We start from the raw sequence: 26,918 nt of genomic DNA on the forward strand, positions 1-26,918 counted from the left end.
GGCTAAACCGGCGTCCTGCCGGTTTACCCGCTCCGTACTACCTGCGTYCGGCCAGCGTGGTTTAACGGGGCGCCTAAGATCAAGATCAAAAGCAGATCAACAGCACAGCGGCCTACAGGCCGGCTTGAGTGGTGTGAAGCAAAGGCAACATCAAGATCAAAAGCTACAGCGGGCACGGTCAAATGTGGGAGCTGGCTTGCCTGCGATGGCATCGCCTCAGTGCATCTGAAAAACCGAGTTGTCTGCATCGCAGGCAAGCCAGCTCCCACAGAAAAGCAGAGCTGCAGCAGTTTCAGATTTGGTTTTCGCTTTGGCTTTTGATCTGGCTTCTACCACTCAAGCCGGCCTGTAGGCCGCTGTGCATTTGCTTTTGATCTGGCTCTGACTGCCCCAATAAGCCCGAGGCCGAACGCAGGGATTGAGGAGCGGGTAAACCGGCAGGACGCCGGTTTAGCCGCGACGGGGCAGGGACGCCCCGTCGCGGCGGCCCGCGGAGCAATTCCGGAGTGAGGGAACACCGAGCCTAGGCGAGGTGCCGACAGGCGGGGCAGAGCCCTTTGGTTACTTTGGGGCTTTTCCAAAGTGACTCGCTGTAAGAGCGAAACCATAAGTAGCCGTTACCTGAATAACGGATATGTACACACACGAAGAAACAATTCCCACCGCATTCCGGCGCAAACAAAACTGTTCCCATGACGCGCACGTAACCCCCGCCTGTGACCTTTCTCTACGGCAACGTGCCATCACCGCAAATGCGGTTACCCCGCTACACACTTAAACTCAGAAAAATCACGCACCATTTTCGCGCAGACATTTCTTACGCCGCCCTTTCCTGGATCAGAATCCACGGCGAAACCACCACCGCCCACAAGCTCGGATCCCGCTCAACCAGGTCCAACGCCCGCGTCGCAGACACCTCGCCCAGACTCCCCGCAGCCAGCCAGGCAGCGACTTTCTCACGGTTGTCCTCAGCCATGCCCTCGGCGGCCTCGATCAAATCCAGCCCGGCGTCGACCCACAATAGGGCACCCTTGGCAAAGAACGGCTCAAGCTCCTTCCAGGAAATTTCGGCGGTTTCACCAAGCAGCTTGGCATAGAGGGTGCTAGGTTCTTGCGTCATGGGAGTTCACCTGAAGAAAAATCGGCGCAATCATAACGTCGAGCGGCAGGCAGAAAAACCCAGTTGCAAATGAGGCACCGAACGAAAGTGTCAGGAAAGCCAAGGATTGCCCGAAACTCTGGCATCACCCCGCCGCAATTCTGTCTTTTTCTTTCATTTAAGCGACATACCCGGGTTTTGCCCCCAGCAGCCAGCTTTTCAAGCGATCAACCGGCGCTCTACACTGTACCGGTACAGTTGCCAGGCCGCTGCCGGGGGATATCCGAGATATCTGATCCGGTTCTGCAGCTCACAAGGCCGCTAGAACTATAAAAAATACAACAGTAAGAGTGGAGCACTATGAATAAGGCTACTAAGCAGATTTCCAAACTGTTTGCCGCTATGGTCCTGGCCGGGGTTGCCAGCCATTCGTTCGCAGCTGACACCATCAAGATCGGTATTGCCGGCCCTAAAACCGGCCCTGTGACCCAGTACGGCGACATGCAGTTCATGGGCGCCAAGCAGGCCATCGCCGACATCAACGCCAAGGGCGGCGTCGATGGCAAAATGCTTGAAGCCAAAGAATACGACGACGCTTGCGATCCAAAACAAGCCGTGGCCGTAGCCAACAAAGTGGTCAACGACGGCGTCAAGTTCGTGGTCGGTCACCTCTGCTCCAGCTCCACTCAGCCAGCCTCCGACATCTACGAAGACGAAGGCGTGATCATGATCACCCCGGCGGCTACCAGCCCGGAAATCACTTCCCGTGGCTACAAGCTGGTCTTCCGTACCATCGGCCTGGACAGCGCCCAGGGCCCAGCCGCCGGCAACTACATCGCCGACCACGTGAAGCCGAAAGTCGTTGCCGTTATCCACGACAAACAGCAATACGGTGAAGGCATCGCCACCGCCGTTAAACAGACCCTCGAGAAGAAAGGCGTGAAAGTTGCCCTCTTCGAAGGCATCAACGCTGGCGACAAGGACTTCGGTTCGCTGATCCAGAAGCTCAAGCAAGCCAACGTCGACTTCGTCTACTACGGCGGCTACCACCCAGAGCTGGGCCTGATCCTGCGCCAGGCCAAGGAAAAAGGCGTGAACGCCAAGTTCATGGGCCCTGAAGGTGTCGGCAACGACTCCATCTCGCAGATCGCCCAGGGCGCTTCCGAAGGCCTGCTGGTTACCCTGCCGAAGTCGTTCGACACCGATCCTGCCAACAAGGCCATCGTTGAAGAGTTCGCCAAGAACAAGCAGGACCCAACCGGTCCGTTCGTGTTCCCGGCCTACTCGGCCGTTGAAGTGATCGCCGGCGGTATCGCTGCCGCGAAGAGCGAAGACACCGCCAAGGTGGCTGCTGCCATCCACGCCGGTACCTTCAAGACCCCAACCGGCGACCTGAGCTTCGACGCCAAGGGCGACCTGAAGGACTTCAAGTTCGTGGTCTACGAATGGCACTTCGGCAAACCAAAAACCGAAGTTTCCCCTCAGTAAGCCAGGCGTTACTGGTCAACAAGCCCACTGTGCAAGCAGTGGGCTTTGTTTTACGAGGTTTATGGGCCTGTCACCCGCGATCCGGGAGCTGGCTCACCTGAAAATCTTAAAACCGTCACCAGCGGTTCGCTGGCAAACGCTTCGTGCAACCTGATCACAGAACAGGGCACCAGGCCGGAAATTGACTCCACCAGTGAAATGCGTATCGGGTTTTTAGGAGCGCTGTAATGCCTGAGATCTATCATTTTTTCCAAACGCTGGTTAACGGGATGACCGTTGGCAGCACCTATGCCTTGATAGCCATTGGCTACACAATGGTTTACGGCATCATTGGAATGATTAACTTCGCCCATGGCGAGGTGTACATGATTGGTTCCTACGTGGCCTTCATCGCCCTTGCCGGGCTGGCCATGCTGGGTATCCATTCCCTGCCGCTGTTGATGACCGCTGCGTTCCTGGCGTCCATCGTCGTAACCAGTGCCTATGGCTACAGTATCGAACGCGTTGCGTACCGCCCCTTGCGTGGCAGCAACCGCTTGATCCCGCTGATCTCCGCGATCGGCATGTCGATTTTCCTGCAGAACACTGTATTGCTGTCCCAGGATTCCAAGGACAAATCCATTCCCAACCTGATCCCGGGGAGCATCTCCTTCGGCCCAGGCGGCGCACAAGAAGTGCTGATTTCCTACATGCAGATCCTGGTCTTCGTCGTCACCCTGGTGGCGATGCTCGGCCTGACCCTGTTCATCTCCCGCTCCCGTCTGGGGCGCGCCTGCCGGGCCTGCGCCGAAGACATCAAGATGGCCAACCTGTTGGGCATCAACACCAACAACATCATCGCCCTGACCTTCGTCATCGGTGCCGCACTGGCCGCCATCGCTGCCGTGTTGCTGAGCATGCAGTATGGCGTGATCAACCCCAACGCCGGCTTCCTGGTGGGCCTCAAGGCCTTCACCGCTGCGGTATTGGGCGGCATCGGCAGCATTCCGGGCGCGATGCTCGGCGGGCTGGTGCTGGGGGTGGCTGAAGCCTTTGGCGCCGATGTGTTCGGCGACCAGTACAAGGACGTGGTGGCATTCGGTCTATTGGTTCTGGTGCTGTTGTTCCGGCCGACCGGCATTCTGGGCCGTCCGGAGGTTGAGAAAGTATGAGCAGATATCTTAAATCGGCGTTTTTCAGCGCCTTGCTGGTCTGGGCCGTGGCCTTTCCGGTACTCGGGCTCAAGCTGAGCATTGTCGGGATCAACCTTGAAGTGCATGGCACCGGCCCGGTGACATTGACCATCATTGCCCTGTGCTCGGTGCTGATGTTCCTGCGCGTGCTGTTCACCCAGCAGGTCGGTGCGCTCCTCAAGTCCAACCGTGGCCCGCTGGTTTCGCCCAAGGTCAGCCAGTTCCTGACCCTGCCGCGCACCCAGCGCTACATCATCATCGGCCTGATCGTGGCCGCGTTGATCTGGCCGTTCTTCGGGTCCCGTGGCGCGGTGGATATCGCAACGCTGATCCTGATCTACGTGTTGCTGGGCCTGGGCCTGAACATCGTGGTGGGCCTGGCGGGCCTGCTCGACCTGGGTTATGTGGGCTTCTACGCGGTGGGTGCCTACACCTATGCGTTGCTGTCGCACTACCTGGGCTGGAGCTTCTGGATATGCCTGCCACTGGCGGGTATGGCGGCGGCCACCTTCGGCTTCCTGCTGGGCTTCCCGGTGTTGCGCCTGCGGGGCGACTACCTGGCGATCGTGACCCTGGGCTTCGGTGAAATCATCCGTCTGTTCCTGCGTAACCTGACGGACATCACCGGCGGCCCCAACGGCATCAGCAACATTCCCAAGCCGACATTCTTCGGGCTGTCGTTCGACCGTTCCGCCGCAGAAGGCATGCAAACCTTCCACGAGTACTTCGGGCTGGATTACAACCCGATCAGCAAGGTGGTGTTCCTGTACCTGGTGGCGCTGTTGCTGGCATTGGCCGCACTGTTCGTCATCAACCGCCTGCTGCGCATGCCGATCGGCCGTGCGTGGGAAGCGTTGCGCGAAGATGAGATCGCCTGCCGTGCACTGGGCCTGAACCCGACCATCATCAAGCTCTCGGCCTTCACCCTCGGCGCCGCATTCGCCGGTTTTGCCGGCAGCTTCTTTGCCGCGCGCCAGGGGCTGGTGACACCGGAGTCGTTCACCTTCATCGAGTCGGCGATCATCCTCGCCATCGTGGTACTGGGTGGCATGGGCTCGCAGCTGGGCGTGATCCTCGCGGCGATCGTGATGATCCTGCTGCCGGAAATGATGCGTGAGTTCAGCGAATACCGCATGTTGATGTTCGGCGCCATGATGGTGCTGATGATGATCTGGCGTCCTCAAGGCCTGCTGCCCATGCAACGTCCACACATGGAGCTGCGCAAATGAGCCGCGAGATCCTGAAAGTCGAAAACTTGAGCATGCGCTTCGGCGGTTTGCTGGCGGTCAACGGCGTGGCCCTGACCGTAAAAGAGAAACAGGTTGTAGCGCTGATCGGTCCCAACGGTGCCGGCAAGACCACGGTGTTCAACTGCCTGACCGGCTTCTACAAGCCAAGCGGTGGCAGCATCCTGCTGGACGGCCAGCCGATCCAGGGCCTGGCCGGCCACGAGATTGCCCGCAAGGGCGTGGTGCGGACCTTCCAGAACGTGCGGTTGTTCAAGGACATGACGGCGGTCGAGAACCTCTTGATCGCCCAGCATCGCCACCTGAACACCAACTTCTTTGCCGGCCTGTTCAAGACCCCGTCGTTCCGCAAGAGCGAGCGCGAGGCCATGGAATACGCCGAATACTGGCTGGACAAGGTCAACCTCACCGAGTTTGCCAACCGCCCTGCCGGTACCCTGGCCTACGGTCAGCAACGTCGTCTGGAAATCGCCCGCTGCATGATGACCCGCCCGCGGATCCTCATGCTCGACGAGCCGGCCGCCGGCCTGAACCCACGGGAAACCGAAGACCTCAAGGCGCTGATCAGTGTGCTGCGTGAAGAAAACAACGCCACGGTGCTGCTGATCGAACACGACATGAAACTGGTCATGAGCATTTCCGACCATATCGTCGTGATCAACCAGGGCACACCACTGGCTGACGGTACGCCGGAGCAGATCCGTGACAACCCGGCCGTGATCAAAGCCTATTTGGGGGAAGCGTAAAATGCTGCAATTCGAAAACGTTTCCACTTTCTACGGCAAGATCCAGGCGCTGCACAGCGTCAACGTCGAAGTGCGCCAGGGCGAAATCGTCACCCTGATCGGCGCCAACGGTGCCGGCAAGTCCACGCTGCTGATGACCCTGTGCGGTTCGCCCCAGGCTCACAGCGGCAGCATCCGCTACATGGGTGAGGAACTGGTGGGGCAGGCCTCCTCCGAGATCATGCGCAAGAGCATTGCCGTGGTTCCGGAAGGCCGTCGGGTATTTGCCCGACTGACTGTGGAAGAGAACCTCGCCATGGGCGGGTTCTTTACCGACAAGGGCGATTACCAGGAGCAAATGGACAAGGTGTTGCACCTGTTCCCTCGGCTCAAGGAACGCTTCAGCCAGCGCGGCGGCACCATGTCCGGCGGCGAACAGCAAATGCTCGCCATCGGACGCGCGCTGATGAGCAAGCCCAAGCTGCTGCTGCTGGACGAACCGTCCCTGGGCCTGGCGCCGATCATCATCCAGCAGATCTTCGACATCATCGAACAGCTGCGCAAGGACGGTGTAACAGTGTTCCTGGTGGAGCAGAACGCCAACCAGGCACTGAAGATCGCCGACCGCGCCTATGTGCTGGAAAACGGTCGGGTGGTGATGCAGGGCAGCGGCGAACAACTGCTGACCGATCCGAAAGTGCGTGAGGCTTATTTAGGCGGTTAACGCCGGCCTCTGTGGGAGCTGGCTTGCCTGCGATAGCATCGCTTCGGTGGTTCTGAAACACCGAGGCGTCAGCATCGCAGGCAAGCCAGCTCCCACACTTGTTTTGCGAAACCTGAAATTAATTTCGCCGTGTTTGTAACGAATCCCTTCCCCCTGTCTCTAGTGGTGTAAGCAGGCAACTACGCTTGCCAACTCAACCCACTGCTGGAGATACACCATGACTACCAAAACCCGTTCGCTGTCCGCCGCCACCCTCGTCCTGGCCCTGGGTTCGGCCCTGAGCCTGTCCGCCCTGACCACCACCGCCCACGCTGCCGATGACATGCAGAAGTGCTTCGGCGTAGCTGAAGCCGGCAAGAACGATTGCGCTGCAGGCGCTGGCACCACTTGCGCCGGCACCTCGAAAGTCAAGGATCAAGCCAACGCCTGGAAACTGGTCCCGGCCGGCACCTGCCTGAAAACCCCAAGCGCCACCTCGCCAACCGGTTTCGGCCAGGAAGCGGCCTTCACCGCCAAGTCCTGAAACCCTGCGCAGCCTGAGTACTGACGATGACGCTCCCCTGCACCCACTCCATCCCCCAGGCTCAGGCGCCCGGCCTCCCACGTCGGGCCGGGCTGGGGCTCAAGAACGAGCACTTCAGTGAAGTGCTCGAGACTTCCCCCGACATCGGTTTTTTTGAAGTCCACGCCGAAAACTACATGGTGGCCGGCGGGCCTTTCCATCACTACCTGGGATTGATCCGCGAACAGTACCCGCTGTCACTGCACGGCGTGGGCCTGTCCATCGGCGGCGAAGGTCCGCTGAACAGCGAGCACCTTGCGCGCCTCGCGACGCTGATCGAACGCTATCAACCCCACTCTTTTTCCGAACACCTGGCCTGGTCCAGCCACGGCCCGGTGTTTCTCAATGATTTGCTGCCGCTGGCGTATGACGATGAAACCCTGAAGCGGGTGTGCGAACACATTGACCAGGTGCAAACCCGCCTGCAGCGCCCCATGCTGCTGGAGAACCCCTCGACGTACCTGCAGTTCCAGTGCTCCACGCTGGAGGAGACCGACTTCATCAGCGAAGTGATCCGCCGCACCGGCTGCGGGCTGTTGCTGGATGTGAACAATGTGTATGTGTCGTGCATCAACCATCAGCAAGACCCGCTGAAGTACATCGATGCCCTGCCGCTGCACGCCGTGGGCGAGATTCATCTGGCAGGGTTTGCCGAAGACACCGACAGCCTGGGTGATCGTCTGCTGATTGATGATCATGGCGCCCCGATCGACAACGCGGTATGGCAGCTCTACCAGCACGTGCTCACACGCACCGGGCCGGTCGCCACGCTGATCGAACGTGACAACCAGGTGCCGGCGTTCAGCGTGCTGCACGCCGAAGCGCGCCAGGCCGAACGGTTTCTGCTGGAGGTGCGCACATGAGCCGCCAGGAGGAATTTGCCAGCGCCCTGTTGTCGCCAGACGAAACGTGCCCGCAAGGTGTGTTCAGCCGCAACGGCGCTGACCCGGCCAGCCGTTTTGCGGTGTATCGCAACAACGTTCACAACTCGCTGATCAACGCCCTGGCCGTTGGCTACCCGGTCACCCTGCAGTTGGTGGGTGATGCGTTTTTTCGGGCGATGGCCGGTGTGTATGTCCAGGCGTTCCCACCGGCAAGTCCGCTGATCAATGAGTACGGCGCCGACCTGCCCGACTTTATCCAGGGTTTCGCCCCCGCTGCCAGCGTGCCGTACCTGGCTGACGTGGCGCGCCTGGAGCGGCTGCGGGTCAAGGCGTATCACGCGGCAGACGCCATACCACTGGATCAGCAGGCGCTCATCGCCACCCTGCAACAACAGTCGGACCTGGGCGAACTGCGCCTGCAACTGCATCCGTCACTGGCCACCCTGAACTCGGCCTACGCCGTGGTGGCTTTATGGGCCGCGCACCAGACGGACGAATCCCTTGCCACGCTCGACCCCTTCCACGCCCAAAGCGCGCTGGTACTGCGCAATGGCTTGCAGGTGCAGGTATTTCACATCGACAGCGGCTCAGCAGCGTTTATCAACAGCCTGAACAACGGCTGGCCGCTGGAGATGGCCGTGGCTTACGCCCTCGATGCGGCCGACGAATTTGATCTGCACCAATGCCTGGCCCTGCTGATCGGCCACGGCGCCATCACCCACTTGCACACAGAACAAAAGGTATTGCCATGAACACCACCGCCCCCGGCCCGATCCAAAAGATCATTCAACTCTTCGAGAGAATCCCCTACAGCCTGATCGCTTTCGTCGCACGCTTCTCCATTGCGGCGGTGTTCTGGAAATCCGGCCAAACCAAGGTTGAGGGCTTTGCCGTGGACCTCATCGGCGGCACCTTTCAACTGGGCTGGCCGCACCTGGCGCCGTCCACGCTGCCGCTGTTTCGCAGCGAATACCACGTGCCGCTGCTGTCGCCCGAAGTGGCGGCGCACATGGCCGCGTTCGCCGAGCACTTTTTCCCGGTGCTGATCCTGGTAGGGTTTGCCACTCGCTTCTCGGCGCTGGCGTTGCTGGGCATGACGTTGACCATCCAGCTGTTCGTCTACCCGGAAGCCTACCCGACCCACGGCACCTGGATCGCCCTGCTGTTGCTGTTGATGGCCAAGGGGCCGGGCAGTTTCTCCGTTGATCACCTGATCGCCCGCCGCTACCGCTAAAGGCGGTCCAGGGCTTCGCCGCTGCGCTTGAACCAGCCCACCAGATAATCCGCCAGGACCTGGGTGCGCCGCGGCAGGCCACCTTGGTAGGGATGGACCAGGTACATCGGCATGCTGCGGGTCTGATAATCCCGCAGGAGCCAGCGCAAGCGACCGTCAGCCAATTCCGCGTGTAGCACATAGGACGGCAAACGTGCGATGCCCGCCCCTACCAGCGCAGCCTTCTTCAACAAGTTGTAATGGTTGGAGGCAAAGGTGCCGGATACGCGAACCCGCAGCAGCTCATGTTGCTGGTGATACAGCCACTCTTCACGACCGCTGTAGTGGCTGTTCAGCAGGCAGTTGTGGCCCACCAGTTCTGCCGGTGCCAGCGGCTCGCCATGCTGCTCCAGATACGCCGGGCTGGCGCAGGTCATCTCGTGCCAGGCGAGCAACGGCTTGGCGACCAGACGCTCGTCGTTGGCGACCTCCGAACGCACCGCCAGGTCGAAGCCATCCCGCGCCAGGTCCCGGTACTGGTTGTTGAGTTCCAACTCGATCTGCACCTGTGGGTACTCCCGGGAAAACTCCAGCAACAGCCCGTCGAAGAAGGTTTCGCCCAAGGACACCGGAACCGTCATACGCACCGGGCCGACGAGATCATCCTTGAGCCGGGCCAATGCCTGACGTGCCCGCTCCACCTGGACCACCAACGCCTGGGCTTGCGGCAACAGCGCCGCACCCGCCGCCGTCAGGCTCAGGCGGCGCGTGGTCCGATGCAGCAACACCACCGAAAACTGCGCCTCCAACTGGCTGATACGCTTGGACAATTGCCCTTTGCTGCAGCCCAATTGCTGGGCCGCCAAGGTAAAGCTGCCGGCTTCGATCAACACGGCAAATGCCGCGAGGTCATCCATTTCGCTCATGGATTGTTTCCAATTGAAAACCAAAGGTTGCCTATTAGTGCACTTATCCGCGCAAAAAATCACTCTAGACTGAAATCTCACCTACACATCTGGAGGAAGGCACGATGAAAATCCTGTTGATTGGCGCAAGCGGCACCGTGGGCTCGGCGGTCAAGGCAGAACTGTCCCAACGTCATGAAGTGATCAGCATCGGTCGCAAGAGCGGCGACTTTCAGGTCGACATCAGCGACAGCGCCTCGATCCGCAAACTGTTTGAACAAACCGGCAAGTTCGACGCATTGATCTGCGCCGCCGGCAGCGTCAACTTCGTGCCCTTGGGCGAAATGAGCGCGACCGACTTCGACCTGGGCCTGCAAGACAAGCTGATGGGTCAGGTCAACCTGCTGCTGATCGGCCGTGAGTTCGCCAATGACGGCGCGTCGTTCACCTTCACCAGCGGCATCCTCAACCGTGATCCGATTCGCACCGGTGCTTCGGCAGCCCTGGTCAACGGCGCGCTGGATGCATTCGTAAAAGCCGCAGCGATCGAACTGCCGCGCGGCCTGCGCATCAACTCGGTCAGCCCTACCGTGCTGCTGGAAGCCATGGGCAGCTACGCACCGTACTTCCGCGGCTACAAACCGGCTCCTGGAGCTGAGGTGGCGTTGGCCTACGCGAAAAGCGTGGAAGGCTTGCAGACCGGGCAGACGTTTATCGTAGGCTGACAGGTCAGAAAAACCGCTATCGCTGAACCCAGGGCATCCATTTGTGCAGCATGTCCTGGGGAACGGAAAACTGTATTTGACGCGTGTCCAGCACCCCCATGACGGTGGCGCCATCACTCACTCGGTAACCGTCTACGTATGTAGAAACCTGCTTGTTGTACGCCAGTAGAGTAATAGCAGCCGTGCGGGCCATGGCCTCCGGGCTCAACGTGACATTGACCGGAATAGAGTGGGGGTTGTCGTTAGGCGTCCTTTTCACGGTGATCGAGATCTCGGTAAAGTCAGTCGCAGACGAGTACTCCAGCCTGGCGGGCTCACTGCCCAGTGCAGAACCTGTCACCAGTAACAGTCCCCACAGATTCCATCTAATATCCATCGCGGCTTTCCGAATTAAAGAGAAAGACGTTCCCATGACGGTTCAGATTCCGCCATAAGAAAAGTCCCAGCAGGGATGATCGCCCCCGGCATACCTTATTCAACCTGTGTCCCGGGCTTGTGATGCACCGTCAGCCTGCGTAACGTGGCGGCACTTATCAGGAGACCCGATAATGCGTGCCGCCCGTACCCTAGCTTTGTTTGCCCTGTTGCCCCTGTTCGCCGCCTGCCAGATGTTCGACAACGAGCCGGCCAAGCCCTCTCTCGCCGGGCTGACCCGCATGCAGGGTGAGCTGACGGCCCAGGGTGACAAACTGCTGTTCCAGCCCTGCAACGACAAGCGCAACTACGTGGTCAACGACACCGGCGGCACCAGCATCCTGCAGGAAGCCGCCTCCCTGGCCGGCCAGCAGGGGGCGTTGTTTGCCGATGTGCGTGGCAAGTTCTCCGGCGTTGCCAGCGGCACCCAGGGCACCGTGGACCTGCAACAGGTGTATCGCGTCGAACGCTCGACTTCGGCCTGCGATGACCCGGACTTCAAGCGCATGATCCTGCGGGCCAACGGCCACAAGCCGGCCTGGGCGATGAACGTCACTGCCAAGGGCATGGTGCTGGAACGCGAAGGCCAGCCGCCATTGGCCGTGCCTTATGTGGAAGAGCAATCGGGCGACGGACGGTTCAACCTGATGACCGAAGCCAATAACCAGCACATCGAACTGTGGGTGGCCCCGCAACGTTGTGTCGACAGCGCCAGCGGCAGCCTGCAACACATGTCTGCCGAGTTGCGGGTGAACGGCCAGGTGCAGCGCGGCTGCGCGTCATTCGGCGGTTCCCGGGACGACTGATTGATCCCTGCGCTGTTTTAACATGACGGGAAAGTGCAGTTGGGGCTTATAATCGCCGGTTTGCAAAACAGCCGGCCTCTTTGCCCGCCGCCTACCGGATTCCTGTCATGTTACGAATCACCGAACTCAAGCTGCCCATCGACCATCCCGAAGAAGACCTGCGGCCAGCCATTGTGCAGCGCCTGGGCATCGCCAGTGATGACCTGCTCGATTTCACCCTGTTCAAACGCAGCTACGACGCCCGCAAGAAATCGTCGGAGCTGTGCTTCATCTACACCATCGACCTGAACGTCAAAGGCGAGGCGGCCCTGCTGCTCAAGTTCGCCGACGACCGCAACGTCAACCCGGCACCGGACATCAGCTACAAAGTTGTTGGCCATGCGCCGGAAGGCCTGACCGAGCGGCCGATCGTCGTGGGTTTTGGCCCGTGCGGGATCTTCGCCGGGCTGCTGCTGGCACAGATGGGCTTCAAGCCGATCATCCTCGAGCGCGGCCGCGAAGTGCGCCAGCGCACCAAGGACACCTGGGGCCTGTGGCGCAAGAATGTGCTGAACCCGGAATCCAACGTGCAGTTCGGTGAAGGCGGCGCCGGGACCTTCTCCGACGGCAAGCTCTACAGCCAGATCAAGGACCCGAAATTCCATGGTCGCAAGGTGCTGCACGAGTTCGTCAAGGCCGGCGCGCCGGACGAAATTCTCTACGTCAGCAAGCCGCACATCGGTACGTTTCGCCTGACCGGCGTCGTGGAAAACATGCGCCAGCAGATCATCGCCCTGGGCGGTGAAGTGCGCTTTGAGCAGCGGGTCACCGACGTGCTGATCGAAGATGGCCAGTTGAATGGCGTGGTGGTGGATGGCGGCGAGCAGATCCTGTCCAGACACGTGATCCTGGCCCTCGGCCACAGCGCCCGCGACACCTTCCGCATGCTCCATGGCCGTGGCGTGTACATGGAAGCCAAGCCGTTCTCGGTGGGTTTCCGCATCGAACACCCGCAATCGCTGATCGACGCCGCGCGCCTGGGCAAGTACGCCGGGCACCCGAAACTCGGCGCGGCGGATTACAAGCTGGTGCACCATGCCAAGAACGGCCGTTCGGTTTACAGCTTCTGCATGTGCCCGGGTGGCACCGTGGTAGCGGCGACGTCCGAGCCGAACCGCGTGGTGACCAACGGCATGAGCCAATACTCGCGTAACGAGCGCAACGCCAACTCAGGAATCGTGGTGGGCATCACCCCGGAAGTGGATTACCCGGGCGGCCCGCTGGCCGGGATCGAGTTGCAGGAGCGCCTGGAATCCCACGCGTTCATCCTCGGCGGCAGCAACTACGAAGCACCGGCGCAACTGGTCGGTGATTTCATCGCTGGCAAGCCGTCCACCGCCATCGGCACAGTGGAACCGTCCTACAAACCTGGCGTGGCCCTGGGTGACCTGGCCCTGGCGTTGCCGGACTTTGCCATCGAAGCCATCCGCGAAGCGCTGCCGGCGTTCGAGAAGCAGATCAAGGGTTACTCACTGCACGATGCGGTCCTGACCGGGATCGAAACCCGCACCTCGTCGCCGCTGCGGATTACCCGTAACGAGTCGATGCAGAGCTTGAACGTAAAGGGCTTGTTCCCGGCGGGTGAAGGTGCCGGTTATGCAGGCGGGATCTTGTCGGCGGGTGTCGACGGGATCCGGATCGCCGAGGCGCTGGCGCGGGATATGTTGGGTATCGAGGCCTGACGTAAACCTTGTAGGAGCCGGCTTGCCGGCGATGGCGTCCTCAAGATCGCCATCGCCGGCAAGCCGGCTCCTACAGTGGGTGTTTCAGATATTGGCGCGCAACACGCTGTCAGGCAGCGCTTCTCCCCGCTCGACACTGGCCGCAACGGCCGCGATCAAACCCTCCAACTCATACCCCTGCCCTGCCAGCCACGCCTGATCGTAATAGGTCGTGGCATAGCGCTCACCGCCGTCGCACAAGATCGCCACGATCGAGCCCGACTCCCCCGCCGCTTTCATCTGCTGCGCCGCAATCAACGCGCCGATCAGGTTGGTGCCGCTGGAACCGCCCACTCGCCGCCCCAGCCGCTGGGCCAGGTAATGCATGGCCGCCAGCGACAGCGCATCCGGCACCTTGACCATCGCATCAATCACTTTCGGCAAGAACGACGCCTCGACCCGTGGACGGCCAATGCCTTCGATGCGCGATCCACACTCCAGGCGCAGGCTGGCGTCGCCGCTCAGGTAATAGTCGAAAAACACCGAACGCTCCGCGTCCGCGCACAACACCCGGGTGCAGTGCTGGCGATAACGTACATAACGCCCCAACGTCGCCGTGGTGCCGCCTGTGCCGGGGCTGGAAATCAGCCAGCTCGGCTCCGGATAACGCTCAAAGCGCAACTGCTGGAAGATCGATTCGGCGATGTTGTTGTTGGCCCGCCAGTCGGTGGCGCGCTCGGCGTAGGTGAACTGGTCCATGAAGTGGCCACCGCTCTCCTGCGCCAGGCGCTCGGATTCGGCGTAGATCTGCGTCGGATCCTGTACCAGGTGGCTCTTGCCACCGTAGAACGCGATCTGCGCGATCTTTTCCTGGGAGGTGGTGGCCGGCATCACCGCAATAAACGGCAAGCCCAGCAACCGGGCGAAGTACGCCTCGGAAATCGCCGTGGAGCCGCTGGACGCCTCGATCACCGGTGCACCGGGCTTGAGCCAGCCATTGCACAACGCATAGAGGAACAACGAGCGCGCCAACCGGTGCTTCAGGCTGCCGGTGGGATGGCTGGACTCATCCTTGAAATACAGCTCGATGCCCGGCAAACCCGGCAGCGGCAAGGGAATCAAGTGGGTGTCGGCGCTGCGCTGGAAGTCCGCTTCAATAATACGAATGGCTTCGCGGGCCCATTGGCGGTTGTCGCTCATGATCGGTTTCTCTAAGGATTTCAGACTTGATCTTAGGATGTTTCCTACACTCCACACAGATACAGTCATGACTCAATTGGACACACAATTTTCGGGCTTTGGCGAGCAACTGATCAGGCCGACCCCTTATAACAAATAAGAATATAACTTTTGTTTTAACAACTAACGGTACGGGTTAGGGTACCCACCTATTGAACTTTGATTGGAGAGCATCCCTTGCCTCTGCGTAGCACTTTCACCCGATTCTTCCAGCTGGAAGCCGCCAGCGGTCTGCTCCTGATCGCTGCCGCCGCTTTGGCGCTGATCATCAACAACTCACCGCTGTCGCACTGGTACGCGAGCTTTCTCGACGTTCCCGTGGTCGCGCAAATTGGCGCGTTGAAAATCGCCAAGCCGGCGCTGCTGTGGATCAACGACGGGCTGATGGCCCTGTTCTTCCTGTTGATCGGCCTTGAGGTCAAACGCGAGGTGCTCGACGGCCAACTGTCCAAACCCTCGCAAGTGGTACTGCCGGGCGCGGCAGCCATCGGCGGCATGGTGGTGCCGGCCCTGATCTACTGGGCGCTGAACAAGGACAACCCCGCCGCCCTCGGTGGCTGGGCGATTCCCATGGCCACTGACATTGCCTTCGCCCTGGGCGTATTGGCCTTGCTGGGCAAGCGCGTGCCGGTGTCACTGAAGCTGTTCCTGATGACCCTGGCCATCATCGATGACCTGGGTGCAATCATCGTGATCGCCCTCTTCTACTCCGCCGACCTGTCCGGGGCCTCATTGGCCGGTGCCGCGGCGTGCCTGATCGCGTTGATTGCGATGAACCGGCTCGGCGTAGTCAAGCTGGGGCCCTACATGATTATCGGGCTGATCCTGTGGGTCTGTGTGCTCAAGAGTGGTGTGCACGCCACCCTGGCCGGCGTGACCCTGGCGTTCTGCATCCCGTTGCGCACGAAAAACGCCGAACCTTCGCCGCTGTTGACCCTGGAGCACGCGCTGCACCCTTGGGTGGCCTATGCGATCCTGCCGCTGTTTGCCTTTGCCAATGCCGGCGTCTCACTGACCGGCGTCAACCTGGAAAGCTTCACCCACCACGTGCCCCTGGGCATCGCCGCCGGCCTGCTGCTGGGCAAGACCGTTGGCGTGATGGGTTTCGCCTGGGTCATGGTCAAGACCGGCGTTGCAGCGCTGCCCGCCGGTGCCAACTGGGGCCAGGTGTTGGGCGTCGCGATCCTGTGCGGCATCGGCTTCACCATGAGCCTGTTTGTCGGCTCCCTGGCGTTTGTACCGGGCAGCAGTGAATACGCCGGCATGGACCGGATGGGCATCCTGACCGGCTCGATCTTGGCGGCGTTGATCGGGTATGCAGTGACGGCGATGGCCAGTCGCAAGCAGGTACTCGTTCAGGCGTAACCGCTTTTGGAGCCGGCTTGCCGGCTCCAACCTCCTCTAGGCCCATTCGGCGCCATCTCACAGAACCGTCCTACATCCACCCTCCGCTGCTTGCCATAACGTCGTGCTCCCGGCTCCACCGTCGGACGTAGTTATGCAACACGCCAGGAGGGCACGATGGCAAACAACAAGGACATACCCCAGGTCTGGCGATGCTACGGGACCGGCACGGGGGGCTACCGAAAGCTCGATAACATGAACGAGCGCGAGTTGGCTGATCGAGAGGCCAGGCAGCGAGCCTACGAAGCCATGCTTGCCCGACAGGAGGCCTACGAGGCCAGACGCAAAGTGGAGTCGCCGCCAACGCCACTGCCCAGGGTTGGATGCGTGTTCGCCAAGTCCTGCGACCTGCCCGACGCCCTCATCGACTACAACAATCCGTCCGGCTACATACCGCTTGATCGCATAGGGGACTATGGCGAGCACGTGCTGCTCGGTGGCCGTGAAACGGACAGTGAGGGGCTGCTGCCGCTCAAGAAGATCAGCGGCAGCGCACTCCCGGCAGGGCTCGGCACATTGGCATTGGGCGGTTCCGCGATAGGCGGGGCATCAAGCGTCGCAGCCGGTGCTGGGACAGTCGCCGCTGGCCTGATGCTTGGGGTTGCAGCACTTATCTGGCCCTCCAGCTTGGGCGACAGCGCGCTCTACAGCGACCGTCAACTGCGCTCAATGCCACGAGCGCGTACACGGGTTCGCCTGCACGTCGAGCAATTAGCTAACGGCACCCTCAAGGGATACGCCTTCTACACAGGGGAAAATCGCGACTGGGAAATGATCGATGTCGTGCAGTTTGGGCTGCGAGGCACACATCAGGTCGCAGACTTGGGCGACGGGATTGAGCTGATCTGGACGCCTGCCATCGATCCGGCCGACACACTTGGTATCCCTGCTTTGGAAGCTGCGCCGCAGGCACCGCAAATCTGGGTGTATCCGCCGACGGAGAAGGCCGCCAGCATCATCGTTGACCCGATCTACCCGCCGGAATACAGGGATTTCATTCTGGTGTTTCCGGCGGACTCGGGGGTTCGGCCGCTCTACGTGGTGGTCAGCGTTAGACCAGGGGACCATGGCTACTATGAGGCCCCTAACACACTTCCAGCCTTTCCCGACGCAGCAAGGGTTAAACCTAAATCATCCGTTCAAGGTGGAGGAAAAAAGAGAGCAAGGTGGGTCGATAGGAAAGGGAAAATCTACGAATGGGACTATAAAAGCAACGCCGTGGAAAAATTTGACAGATTTGCGATACACCTAGGAGAGTTCAACCATATAACGGGCGAGCAGACTGGCCCAGCAAAGCCAGGCAGAACGACTACTCGACAATAGCGAGAATACGATTCATGACCCATTTAACAATTACCGGCTTCTACCCTGACGAAAAACAGGATGATTCGTTGCAATACGAATTCGATATAGAAGGAGCCGAACTCAATCAGGCTGCTGCCCAACTCACAGAGTCAAAGCCTCTGGAAAACCTGGCTCCAGGTGAGCTGGAGCTGACAAAAAGTCAGATAACGCAATTGGCGGTGTTGCTTAACATCAACCTCCCCGATGACTTGGAATACTTCATCGGGGTACGCGCATAACGGTACAACCAAAGGTATGCCTTGATTTATCACGACCCGTCTTTGAGCCACGATGAAGCTATAAGCCTTCTAGCCACCAACGACCATAACAAGATCACAGAAGCCCTTATATCCATTGGCCTTAACGAGACAGACGCTACGTGGGCACAAAAAACCTGCCTCCGGTATGTGAGCAATGATGACGAGAACATCGCGTCAGCTGCCATCATTGCGATAGGCCACATCGCGCGGCGCTTCGGTGAGCTGGACATGGCGAAAATTTCGCCAGCACTGCAACAAGCAAAAACAAAATCACCGTTTCTGAGTGGTGCCGTCCAAGACACGCTTGACGATATCCAGATGTTCACCTGATCTGGCAAGACATACGCCCAACAAAAAACCCCAACCGGTCACCCGGTTGGGGTTTTTCTGTTCCTGCGACCTTACTCTTAACGAGTAACGCGGCTGGTCCCGTTCACGGTCATGATGCGAACGCGGTCGCCGATGCGGAAGACTTCGTTCGGGTCAACGGCCTGGACGTAGGCGCGCATGCTGCCGTCGTCTTCACGAACGGTGACTTCAACGCCTTGGGTGCGGGTCAGGCCCTCTTCTGCAGCGGAACCCAGCAAGCCACCGGCAACGGCACCGATCACGCCGGTGACGATGCTGCCACGGCCACCACCGATAGCGCTGCCGCCAACACCACCAACCACTGCGCCAGCCACGCCGCCGATTGGGGTCTTGGTGCCTTCGATTTTCACCGGACGCAGGGATTCGATGGTGCCCATGCGAACAGTTTGCACGCGACGTGCTTCGTCACGGGAGTACGAGTCGCCGGTCAGACTCGAGGCGCAGCCACCCAGCAGCAACGACAAGGTGGTAAAGCAGGCAACCAGTAAAACAGACTTACGCATAGCATCAACTCCAAAGGACAGGTAATCATTAAACCGCTGCGGCTTGCTGCCTGTCACGCCATGCCGGGCAGAAAATTGTTTTCATTCAGCCTTAGTACAGTCTGCCTGTACCGAAAAACTCGACGAACGGTATAAACCTCACCGCCATCGGGATCTTCATGGACTGTTTCATCATTGTAGCGAATGGCTGAAAACGCGGCGCAGCGTTACACCTCCAAAGCCTCTGACTAGAGACTCCGGCGTGCAGCGCTGCATTCAGGCGAGGTGACGAAAGGTGGGCTCAGGGCGCCAGCCGCTCACGGGACCAGTCGGCACCCTGCAAGCGGTAGTTCAAGCGGTCGTGCAAACGACTCGCGCGGCCTTGCCAGAACTCGATGCGCTCCGGCAGCAGGCGATATCCGCCCCAATGCTCGGGGCAGTCGGGCTGGGTATCACTGAAACGTTGCTCAGTGGCCTTGAGCAGGTCCTGTAACTCTTCGCGGTCCCGGATCACCCGGCTCTGCGGTGAAGCCCAGGCGCCCAGGCGGCTGCCCAGGGGGCGGACCTGGAAGTAAGCGTCCGATTCCTCAGGCGTGACCTTGACCACCCGGCCCTCGATACGCACCTGGCGCTCCAGGGTCGGCCAGAAGAAGGTCATGGCGGCAAACGGGCGCGCCGCGAGCTGTTCGCCCTTGGCACTCTGATAGTTGGTGAAGAAGGTAAAGCCCTGTGCATCCAGACCCTTGAGCAGCAGGATCCGGCAATGGGGGCGACCGTCCTGGTCGACCGTTGCCAGGGTCATGGCATTGGCCTCCACCGGTGGCTGTTCGGTTTTCACCGCGTCGCTGAACCACTGGTGGAACAAGGCAAACGGTTCGTCCGGGGCCTGGGCCTCGCTCAAACCGTCCCGTGTGTAGTCACGGCGCATATCGGCCAGTGCCTGGGTCATGCGGCTTTATCCTTCTTGCTCAAATAATCAGTTTTTTGCCTGGTCGTTCGAAGCGGCTGGAGCAGCGGCCTTGGCCGGTGCTGGCTTTTTAGCAGCTGGCTTGGCCGGGGCCTTTTTGGCCGCTGGCTTGGCAGCGGCTTTCTTGGCGACCGGTTTTTTCGCCGGCGCGGCTTTTTTGACCGGAGCAACTGCTGGAGCAGGAACGTCCTGCACAGCCACCATTTCAGCCTTCGGCGGGTTGGCCGAGTTGTACTTGCTCAGCAGGGCCAGCATGGTGGTGCGCTGGGTGAACATGATTTCCATGCGACGGTTCAGGGCCCGGCCCTGGGTGCTGTCGTTGGCGGCACGTGGCATCAGGTCGCCCATGCCACGCAGCATCAGGCGGTCCTGCTTCAGGCCGCTGAGGCTGAAGATCGAGGCGATGGACTGCGCACGCTCCTTGGTCAGGGCCTGGCTCACTGGCTCGGCACCCGAGGTATCGACGTGGCCCAGCACCAGTACGGCGGTCTTCGGATCGCCTTCAACCGCCTTGGCAACGCGGGTGAATGGACCCAGGGTTACCGGCAGCAACATCGCCGGGCGTTTCGGGTTGTAGGAACCGTCGACCGGGGCAATCACCACCAATACGTTGTCGCGACGTTCCAGTTGCAGGTTGCTGTCCTTGATCGCGAGGCGCAGGCGCGGCTCGTAATCGTCCAGCCAGGCCTGGGTGATTTTTGGATCAGGCATCGGGATGTTGGCGACGTCGACCTTGGCCAATGGCTTTGGCTTGCTTTCAAACGGCCACCACCACTTGGTATCGGTATCTGTCTTGGCAACCGCAGGTGCAGCAGCCGGTGCGGCAGCCGGTGCGCCGGACGCAGGCGTTGCGGCCTTGAGGTCGGCTTTCAGGTCAGCCTTGGCATCGTCGGCTTTCGACGAGAACGGCCACCAGCTGGAGCCGGTATCCGCCTTGGCAACCGGGGCCGGGGCCTGAGCAGGTGCTGCAGCGGCAGGTGCTACCGGCGCAGGCGCCTTGGCAGCAACGGCAGGTTTGGCATCCGGTTTGGTGTCGGCTTGGCTCACTGCGTCCTTGGTAGCAGCCTTATCGGAGCCAAATGACCACCAATGCCCACCTTCGGCATCATTTTGTGGGGTTTGTGCACAGCCAGTAATAGTGAGGCATAGCGCCAGTGCCAAGGACTTGTTCGATAACATGAGATATCCACAAAATGAGAAAAAATCAGGGGCCTGAATGACCCGTTAAACAGACGCTTCTGGAACATTAAAGTTACAACATTTCGCCTAGCGTCTTTTTGTAGGTGTCTTTGTAACAAAAAAACGCAAGACAGCAAGCTATTTACAGACAACCGGCCAATATTCTTACCAACTTTTGCGCCCGCGGGTCCATAAGTACATAAGGCCCCAATGTATTGGTCACAAAACCAAAGGCTACATCATGTTCCGGGTCGGCAAACCCCACCGAACCACCGGCCCCGGGATGCCCAAAGGCCCGGGGCCCAAGGCCGAACGTGGCGTTTGGCACGTGCGGTTGATCCAACATGCAGCCCAGGCCAAAGCGGGTTTGTGTCAATAAGGTTTTATCCGGGCCAATACTGTGTTCGCGGGTCAACTCTTCAAGCATATCGGCTTCCAGCAAACTACCGTCGAGCAGCCCACTATAAAAACCCGCCAGACTTCGCGCATTACCGTGACCATTTGCCGCTGGCTGCTGCATACGCCGCCATTCGGGTTTATTAGTGCTGGTCAGAATAGACGGTGGATTGGTAAATGCACGGGTAGTCATCGCCGTCGGCTCACGCATCGTTACTTGAAGTAAACGTTGTGCCGCCTCATCGCCTACATTGCCCTTGCCCCGGGCTATATGGGCAACTCGATAAAACTCTTCATCGGCCAGACCCACGTGAAAGTCCAGGCCCAATGGCCGCGCCACCCGAGCCACGATGGACTCGCCCGGGCCACGACCGTCGGCGCGACGAAGCAATTCGCCCACCAGCCAGCCGTAGGTAATCGCCGCATAGCCATGGCCTTCCCCGAGCTTCCACCACGGCGCTTCGGCCGCAAGGGCGTCGACCATCATTTGCCAGTCGTACAGCGCCTCGGCGGGCAGTGTCTCACGCAGGGCAGGCAGCCCGGCCTGGTGGCAGAGCAGATGGCGCAGGGTGATGGCCTCTTTGCCGGCTGCCGCGAATTCCGGCCAGTATCTGGCGACCGGTGCATCCAGCTGCAACTTGCCTTCGGCCACCAGTTGCAGCGCCGTGACGGCTGTAAACGTCTTGGTGCAGGAGAACAGGTTGGCGATGGTGTCGCTGTGCCAGGCCTCGGCACCGTCCTTGTCGGCGGTACCGGCCCACAGGTCGACGACGGTTTCGCCGCCGATCTGAATGCACAGCGCGGCGCCGCGCTCCTGAGGGTCGTCGAACAGCGCGGCGAAGGCTTCACGCACCGCTTCGAATTGAAGCTCGTAATGACCCTGAATCTGCACCTAAGCCCCCTCGGAAAAGTACCGCAAAAAGTGGCCAACATTGTTCCAGCCATTGAGTGATTTGTGAACCCGCACTCGTCGATCAGGACCGATCAATGGCCCTTGCCCGAATGCCCGCCGGAGCGCCCTGCACCCGGCCCTGCCGCATCGCCGTCATGCCCCGGTTTACCGCCTTCTCCGGTATGGACCACGCTGGCCGCCTTGGCCTTTTCGGCCTCCTTGCCCAACTGGTCGACGGCCGCCAGGTTACTTTTACGAACACTGTCAACGAAGCCCTGAAACGGCACATCGGTGATGCCCACCAGGCCGAAGTGGCCGTTTTCGCCGTCCAGCAGACGGCCGGTTACCGGCTGGTCGAGGTACTGGAACCAATGCACGCCAACAATCGATGGCTCGGCCATGGCCTGCTTGAGAAAGTTGGCGTACGCAGCCCCGCGATCCTCCTCCCTGGCCAACTGCGTCACGCCGCCCCAGAACGGACCACGGTCCGCCGAGCCGAAGTTGAACTCGGTGATCAGCACCGGCTTGTCCAACGCCCGCAGCGCCGCGAAGTCGTAGCCATCCTGGGGCTTGAGGGTATACATGTTGAAACTCAGCACGTCGCAATATTGCGCGCAGGACGCCACCGCCTCCGGTGTGCTGACAGCGTAACGGCCACCCAGCAACAGCTGGTTGGGCGCATGCCATTTCAGCGAGTCGGAGATGGTCTTGAAGTAGGCATCGGCGAAGGTCTTCTGGAAGTATTTGAAGTCTGCTTCGATTTCCGGATGTTCGGGGTTCGGCATGGGCGGCACAAAGCCCGGGTCTTCCATCAGCTCCCAGGCAGGCAGGTCAATGCCCCAGGCCTTCGACAGGCCGGCCTGGTTGCGGTACTTGTCGCGCAACTGCTTGAGAAACGCGCGCTTGGCCGGAACGTCGGTGGTCATGCGCAACGTGCCATAGGCCAAGGCGTAGCGGGACTTCGGATCATCACCGGGACCGGCCCAGGCCAGCTCGTTGTCGGCGAAGAAACCGATCAGCCACGGGTCATCGCGATGGTCACGGGCGGCAATCGCCACCGCACGCTCGGTGGCCATGGCGAAACGCGGGTCGAACGGGTCGGGCATGCCGCCCCACCAATCGGTGCCGGTGCTGATGCTCGCGTAGTCGCCAACGATCGACAGCGGCAAGGTGTAAGGCACGCGATCAGCGGTCGCCAACTGCGGCGCACTCCAGTTGCCCACGGTGTTGAAACCCCAGGCTTGCAGGCGATCCAGGGCATGGGTCACCCAACGTTTCTGGTCGAAGCCTTCCGGGGCGCAAGGCGCCGGGGGCACACAGGGCTGGGCAAACGTGCGCTGCAGGTTGGCGCCGTAAAAATCGTACCAGCGGCCGACATTAAAGCTGCGGCCCTGATCGGCACCATTGCCGCCACGGTTATCACCGCTGCCGTAGTACTTATCAAAGGGTTCACCGGCCTTGGGCAACGCGGCAAACATCCATTCGCGACCTGCCACGTAAGTCTGGCTGTTGTCCGGGGCCACGGTGTTGACGCCCAGGGAGTAGAACGGATGGCCTTCCGGCGTCACCAGGTACCAGCGCCCGTCGCGCTTCTCGGTGCGGAAGAAGCCGCTGGCATCGAAGGCCGGGCCTTTGTTCCAGCCGCCGAATTTGTCCAGGGAGGCTTTGTCACGCTCGGCCAGCCAGCCCTTGAGCTGTTGCTGTTCCTTGACCGCTGCGGCCCTCAACTGGTCGTCACTGCTGACTTTCTCCGGCCATCTGGCGCGGGTGGACTGCCCGTAGGCATCCACCAGATCACTGTAGGTGGCCTTGAGCACCGGCTCGATGTCCTGCACGCCGAAGCGCTCCAACAAAATGCTTTGGGCGACATTGGGCTTGATCATCGACAGGGTTACCGACACGACCTGGCTGCGGTCGATCTCCCCTTCACTGCTGGCCAGCAATACGCGCTGGCCATCGACGGTGACCGGCATGGGCGGGCCGGCCTTCATGCCCTGGCTCAGGGGCGAGTTGGCTTGCAGCGGAATCAGCAGTGTCTGCGCCGGGCCTGCGGGCAGGTCGATACGGCTGAACAGCGTCCGGCCGTCATTGCTCTGCACCTTGACGTACAGGGTCAACGCCCAGTCCATCGCACTCTGAATGCGCAAGCTCATGGCGCCGGATTGCGACCAGTCCCAGGCACCGGTCTGCGGGCTGAGCACCAGGCTCGGCTCGGCCGCCGGGTTGAAGGTAATACGGCGCAGCACTTCGCCTTCAGGGGTTTGTTCGGCGTTGTACTGCGGCAGGCTGGCGTCCTGGGTCGCTACCTTCACCACATCAGCGGGCCGTACAAAGTTGAACAACGTTTGTTGCCCCGCAGGCGCAGCCAGCAAGGGCGCGGCAAACAACAAGGCAAAAACAGCGGGCAGCGTGCGAATCATGTGAACAAGGTTCTCCCAAACGGCCGATGACTGGCCTGATGACGTGAAGCAATGGTGAGATAGACCACGAAGTGGGCGATTTCGCCCACGGTGGCTTATGAAATTTCCCGCCGGAACGGCGGCAAAGCATTCAGGATAGCTTTGCCGTAGCGCTGGGTGACCAGCCGCCGGTCAAGCAAGGTGATGGTGCCGCGATCTTCTTCGGTACGCAGCAGGCGCCCGCAGGCCTGGACCAGCTTCAGGGAAGCGTCCGGCACCGAGATTTCCATGAACGGATTGCCGCCCCGGGCCTCGATCCACTCGGCCAGCGCGGCCTCCACCGGATCATCCGGCACCGAGAACGGGATCTTGGCGATCACCACGTGCTCACAGTAGGCGCCCGGTAAGTCCACACCCTCGGCGAAACTGGCCAGGCCGAACAGCACGCTGGAGTCGCCGCCATCCACCCGCGCCTTGTGCTTGTTCAGGGTTTCCTGTTTCGACAGGTTGCCCTGGATAAACACCTGCTTGCGCCAGTCACGGTCGAGGCCGTCGAACACGTCCTGCATCTGTTTGCGGGACGAGAACAGCACCAGCGTGCCCCGGGAACCTTCCACCAGCGACGGCAGGTCGCGAATGATCGCCGCCGTGTGGGCCGGCGCATCACGCGGGTCGGCCTTGAGGTCCGGCACCCGCAGCACACCGGCGTCGGCGTGATGGAACGGGCTCGGCACCACGGCGGTGACGGCCTTTTTCGGCAGCCCGGCGCGCATGCGGAAGCGGTCGAAGGTGCCCAGGGCGGTCAGCGTAGCCGAGGTGACCAGGGCGCCGTAGGCCACGTTCCACAGGTTGCGTCGGAGCATTTCCGCCGCCAGGATCGGGCTGGCGTTGACCTCGATATCAAACAATGCACCGCTTTCCGACAAGGTCAGCCAGCGAGCCATGGGCGGGTTGTCTTCCGGGTCTTCGACGGTAAAGGCCGTCCACAGCTCCCAGTTGCCCTGGGACCGGGACAACAGGCTGCCAAACAGCGGGTACCATTCTTCGGCCTGGTTGCTGGCGATGCCGATGTTGACCTCGCCGTCCATGCCTTCCTTGAGCAAATCGGTGAGACGGGTGAACAGGTCGGTCAGGCGCGAAAAGCCCTTCTTCAGCTCAATGCCCATCTCGCGCATGTGCTCGGGAATCAGCCCGCCGACGAAACGATGACGCGGCCGCTCGCGGCCTTCCACGTCTTCGCCGGGCTTGAAGTCTGCCACCTGCTCGCAGGCGCTGAACATGAATTGCTGCTGGGTCTTGATCTCCCGCGCCAGCTCCGGCACCTGCTCGATCAACTTGCCCAGGTCGCCCGGCAGCGGGTGCTGGGCAAGCAACTTGGTGAGGTTCTTGGCGGTGGTTTCCAGCCAGTCGGCGGTGGAACGCAGCCGCGTGTAGTGGGCGAAGTGGCCGATGGCCTTGTCAGGCAGGTGATGGCCTTCGTCGAATACGTAAAGGGTGTCGCGGGGGTCGGGCAAGACAGCACCGCCGCCCAGGGCCAGGTCGGCGAGGACCATGTCATGGTTGGTGACAATAACATCGACCTTACCCATGCCTTCCCGAGCCTTGTAGAAGGCGCACTGGCCGAAGTTGGGGCAATGACGGTTGGTGCACTGGCTGTGATCGGTGGTCAGGCGCGCCCAGTCGGCGTCTTCCAGGGCGTTGGGCCAGCTGTCGCGGTCGCCGTCCCATTTATTACCCGCCAGTTTCTCGATCATGCTGGTAAACAGCTTCTGACTGACCTCATCGACTTCGATCTTGAAGCCTTCTTCTTCGAACAGCGACGCCGTGGCGGTTTGCGCGTGGCCTTCCTGCAACAGCACGTCGAGCTTGGACAGGCACATGTAGCGCCCACGGCCCTTGGCCAGGGCGAAGGTGAAATTCAGGCCACTGTTGCGCATCAGGTCGGGCAGGTCTTTGTAGACGATCTGCTCTTGCAGGGCGACGGTGGCGGTGGCAATCACCAGGCGCTTGCCGGCGGCCTTGGCAGTAGGAATCGCCGCCAGGCTGTAGGCCACGGTTTTCCCGGTACCGGTGCCGGCCTCGACGGCCACCACCGCTGGGTCGCCACTGCGCCGGCCTTCGTCGTCGGTGTCGATATCCCCGAGGACCTTGGCCACTTCGGCGATCATCAGGCGCTGGCCGTATCGCGGTTTCAAGCTCTTGGCTTCGAGAAAACGCGAGTAGGCGCCCTGGATCGTGGTTTTGAGTTCAGTGCTGATCATGGATAGTCGGGCGCAAAAAACGCTGGATAAATTTTCAGTGGTTCGGATCGGCCGCTATCATA

26 protein-coding genes are annotated in these 26,918 nt (G+C 60.7%); 16 read left to right on the top strand and 10 right to left on the bottom strand.

The window, feature by feature from the left end; all coding sequences use genetic code 11:
- Positions 1–817 precede the first annotated feature (817 nt).
- Entirely contained in the window at positions 818–1,120 is a 303-nt protein-coding gene (locus P3C29_RS20365; RefSeq protein ID WP_017479356.1) for a DUF2288 domain-containing protein, read from the bottom strand.
- 339 nt (positions 1,121–1,459) lie between these two features.
- Between P3C29_RS20365 and P3C29_RS20370 the strand changes: the two genes are divergently transcribed.
- From P3C29_RS20370 to P3C29_RS20410, 9 genes are all read left to right on the top strand, one after another.
- Positions 1,460–2,587 carry a branched-chain amino acid ABC transporter substrate-binding protein gene (locus tag P3C29_RS20370; RefSeq protein WP_010176689.1) on the top strand — a complete coding sequence of 376 codons (1,128 nt, stop codon included), beginning with the start codon at positions 1,460–1,462 and terminating at the stop codon, positions 2,585–2,587.
- Between the two features lie 227 nt (positions 2,588–2,814).
- The gene (livH, locus tag P3C29_RS20375; RefSeq protein WP_003211659.1) at positions 2,815–3,738 is read left to right on the top strand and encodes a high-affinity branched-chain amino acid ABC transporter permease LivH; all 924 of its coding nucleotides are present in this window, start codon (positions 2,815–2,817) and stop codon (positions 3,736–3,738) included.
- On the top strand, positions 3,735–4,988 hold the full coding sequence (locus P3C29_RS20380; RefSeq protein WP_010176690.1) for a high-affinity branched-chain amino acid ABC transporter permease LivM: 1,254 nt from the start codon (positions 3,735–3,737) through the stop codon (positions 4,986–4,988). The genes livH and P3C29_RS20380 overlap by 4 nt, the downstream gene beginning before the upstream one ends.
- Positions 4,985–5,752, top strand: coding sequence for a high-affinity branched-chain amino acid ABC transporter ATP-binding protein LivG (gene livG / locus P3C29_RS20385; protein WP_201121539.1), 768 nt, complete (start codon positions 4,985–4,987; stop codon positions 5,750–5,752). The genes P3C29_RS20380 and livG overlap by 4 nt, the downstream gene beginning before the upstream one ends.
- A 1-nt stretch (position 5,753) precedes the next feature.
- Positions 5,754–6,455 (top strand): ABC transporter ATP-binding protein, encoded by a 702-nt coding sequence (locus tag P3C29_RS20390; RefSeq protein WP_003211664.1) that lies wholly within the window; start codon positions 5,754–5,756, stop codon positions 6,453–6,455.
- Positions 6,456–6,672: 217 nt separating this feature from the next.
- Positions 6,673–6,978 carry a DUF2282 domain-containing protein gene (locus P3C29_RS20395; protein ID WP_010176692.1) on the top strand — a complete coding sequence of 102 codons (306 nt, stop codon included), beginning with the start codon at positions 6,673–6,675 and terminating at the stop codon, positions 6,976–6,978.
- 26 nt (positions 6,979–7,004) lie between these two features.
- The gene (locus P3C29_RS20400) at positions 7,005–7,880 is read left to right on the top strand and encodes a DUF692 domain-containing protein (protein ID WP_275965297.1); all 876 of its coding nucleotides are present in this window, start codon (positions 7,005–7,007) and stop codon (positions 7,878–7,880) included.
- On the top strand, positions 7,877–8,653 hold the full coding sequence (locus P3C29_RS20405; RefSeq protein ID WP_275965298.1) for a DNA-binding domain-containing protein: 777 nt from the start codon (positions 7,877–7,879) through the stop codon (positions 8,651–8,653). The genes P3C29_RS20400 and P3C29_RS20405 overlap by 4 nt, the downstream gene beginning before the upstream one ends.
- Positions 8,650–9,135: a DoxX family protein gene (locus tag P3C29_RS20410; RefSeq protein WP_275965299.1), complete on the top strand. Its 486-nt coding sequence runs from the start codon at positions 8,650–8,652 to the stop codon at positions 9,133–9,135. The genes P3C29_RS20405 and P3C29_RS20410 overlap by 4 nt, the downstream gene beginning before the upstream one ends.
- Here the strand turns inward: P3C29_RS20410 and P3C29_RS20415 are convergent.
- A complete protein-coding gene (locus P3C29_RS20415; RefSeq protein WP_169387264.1) occupies positions 9,132–10,040 on the bottom strand; it encodes a LysR family transcriptional regulator in 909 nt (302 codons plus the stop codon). The genes P3C29_RS20410 and P3C29_RS20415 overlap by 4 nt on opposite strands.
- 104 nt (positions 10,041–10,144) lie before the next feature.
- On the opposite strand from P3C29_RS20415, the gene P3C29_RS20420 reads away from it, so the two are divergent.
- Positions 10,145–10,744, top strand: a complete 600-nt coding sequence (locus P3C29_RS20420) for a short chain dehydrogenase (protein ID WP_010176697.1) — start codon at positions 10,145–10,147, stop codon at positions 10,742–10,744.
- A gap of 16 nt (positions 10,745–10,760) precedes the next feature.
- Here the strand turns inward: P3C29_RS20420 and P3C29_RS20425 are convergent, their stop codons facing one another.
- A complete protein-coding gene (locus tag P3C29_RS20425; RefSeq protein ID WP_275965300.1) occupies positions 10,761–11,156 on the bottom strand; it encodes a hypothetical protein in 396 nt (131 codons plus the stop codon).
- Positions 11,157–11,292: 136 nt separating this feature from the next.
- Here P3C29_RS20425 and P3C29_RS20430 point away from each other — a divergent pair, with 136 nt between their 5' ends.
- Together P3C29_RS20430 and P3C29_RS20435 are read left to right on the top strand one after the other, a co-directional pair.
- The gene (locus P3C29_RS20430; RefSeq protein WP_169387262.1) at positions 11,293–11,964 is read left to right on the top strand and encodes a hypothetical protein; all 672 of its coding nucleotides are present in this window, start codon (positions 11,293–11,295) and stop codon (positions 11,962–11,964) included.
- A 107-nt stretch (positions 11,965–12,071) separates the two neighbouring features.
- Positions 12,072–13,685: an NAD(P)/FAD-dependent oxidoreductase gene (locus tag P3C29_RS20435; RefSeq protein WP_201121545.1), complete on the top strand. Its 1,614-nt coding sequence runs from the start codon at positions 12,072–12,074 to the stop codon at positions 13,683–13,685.
- Between the two features lie 84 nt (positions 13,686–13,769).
- Here the strand turns inward: P3C29_RS20435 and P3C29_RS20440 are convergent, their stop codons facing one another.
- The gene (locus tag P3C29_RS20440) at positions 13,770–14,867 is read right to left on the bottom strand and encodes a PLP-dependent cysteine synthase family protein (RefSeq protein WP_173860404.1); all 1,098 of its coding nucleotides are present in this window, start codon (positions 14,865–14,867) and stop codon (positions 13,770–13,772) included.
- Positions 14,868–15,080: 213 nt separating this feature from the next.
- Between P3C29_RS20440 and nhaA the strand changes: the two genes are divergently transcribed.
- From nhaA to P3C29_RS20460, 4 genes are all read left to right on the top strand, one after another.
- Positions 15,081–16,268, top strand: a complete 1,188-nt coding sequence (gene nhaA / locus P3C29_RS20445; protein ID WP_010176701.1) for a Na+/H+ antiporter NhaA — start codon at positions 15,081–15,083, stop codon at positions 16,266–16,268.
- 156 nt (positions 16,269–16,424) lie between these two features.
- Positions 16,425–17,630, top strand: a complete 1,206-nt coding sequence (locus P3C29_RS20450) for an S-type pyocin domain-containing protein (protein WP_275965301.1) — start codon at positions 16,425–16,427, stop codon at positions 17,628–17,630.
- A 14-nt stretch (positions 17,631–17,644) separates the two neighbouring features.
- The gene (locus tag P3C29_RS20455; RefSeq protein ID WP_201121547.1) at positions 17,645–17,890 is read left to right on the top strand and encodes a pyocin S6 family toxin immunity protein; all 246 of its coding nucleotides are present in this window, start codon (positions 17,645–17,647) and stop codon (positions 17,888–17,890) included.
- 21 nt (positions 17,891–17,911) lie between these two features.
- The gene (locus P3C29_RS20460; protein WP_275965302.1) at positions 17,912–18,241 is read left to right on the top strand and encodes a hypothetical protein; all 330 of its coding nucleotides are present in this window, start codon (positions 17,912–17,914) and stop codon (positions 18,239–18,241) included.
- 77 nt (positions 18,242–18,318) lie between these two features.
- Here P3C29_RS20460 and P3C29_RS20465 read toward each other — a convergent pair whose 3' ends face one another.
- From P3C29_RS20465 to dinG, 6 genes are all read right to left on the bottom strand, one after another.
- A complete protein-coding gene (locus P3C29_RS20465) occupies positions 18,319–18,783 on the bottom strand; it encodes a glycine zipper 2TM domain-containing protein (protein ID WP_010176704.1) in 465 nt (154 codons plus the stop codon).
- 280 nt (positions 18,784–19,063) lie between these two features.
- Positions 19,064–19,711: a pyridoxamine 5'-phosphate oxidase gene (gene pdxH, locus P3C29_RS20470; RefSeq protein WP_201121549.1), complete on the bottom strand. Its 648-nt coding sequence runs from the start codon at positions 19,709–19,711 to the stop codon at positions 19,064–19,066.
- A 27-nt stretch (positions 19,712–19,738) separates the two neighbouring features.
- Complete coding sequence (locus tag P3C29_RS20475) at positions 19,739–20,908, bottom strand: OmpA family protein (RefSeq protein WP_029616159.1); 1,170 nt, start codon at positions 20,906–20,908, stop codon at positions 19,739–19,741.
- A 142-nt stretch (positions 20,909–21,050) separates the two neighbouring features.
- A complete protein-coding gene (locus P3C29_RS20480) occupies positions 21,051–22,196 on the bottom strand; it encodes a serine hydrolase domain-containing protein (RefSeq protein WP_169387257.1) in 1,146 nt (381 codons plus the stop codon).
- Between the two features lie 92 nt (positions 22,197–22,288).
- On the bottom strand, positions 22,289–24,616 hold the full coding sequence (locus P3C29_RS20485) for a beta-galactosidase (protein WP_275965303.1): 2,328 nt from the start codon (positions 24,614–24,616) through the stop codon (positions 22,289–22,291).
- A gap of 95 nt (positions 24,617–24,711) precedes the next feature.
- Entirely contained in the window at positions 24,712–26,856 is a 2,145-nt protein-coding gene (dinG, locus tag P3C29_RS20490) for an ATP-dependent DNA helicase DinG (protein ID WP_010176709.1), read from the bottom strand.
- Between the last annotated feature and the right edge of the window lie 62 nt (positions 26,857–26,918).

Origin of the sequence: Pseudomonas sp. 1912-s (assembly GCF_029269205.1) — a bacterium.
Classification (GTDB): Bacteria; Pseudomonadota; Gammaproteobacteria; order Pseudomonadales; family Pseudomonadaceae; genus Aquipseudomonas.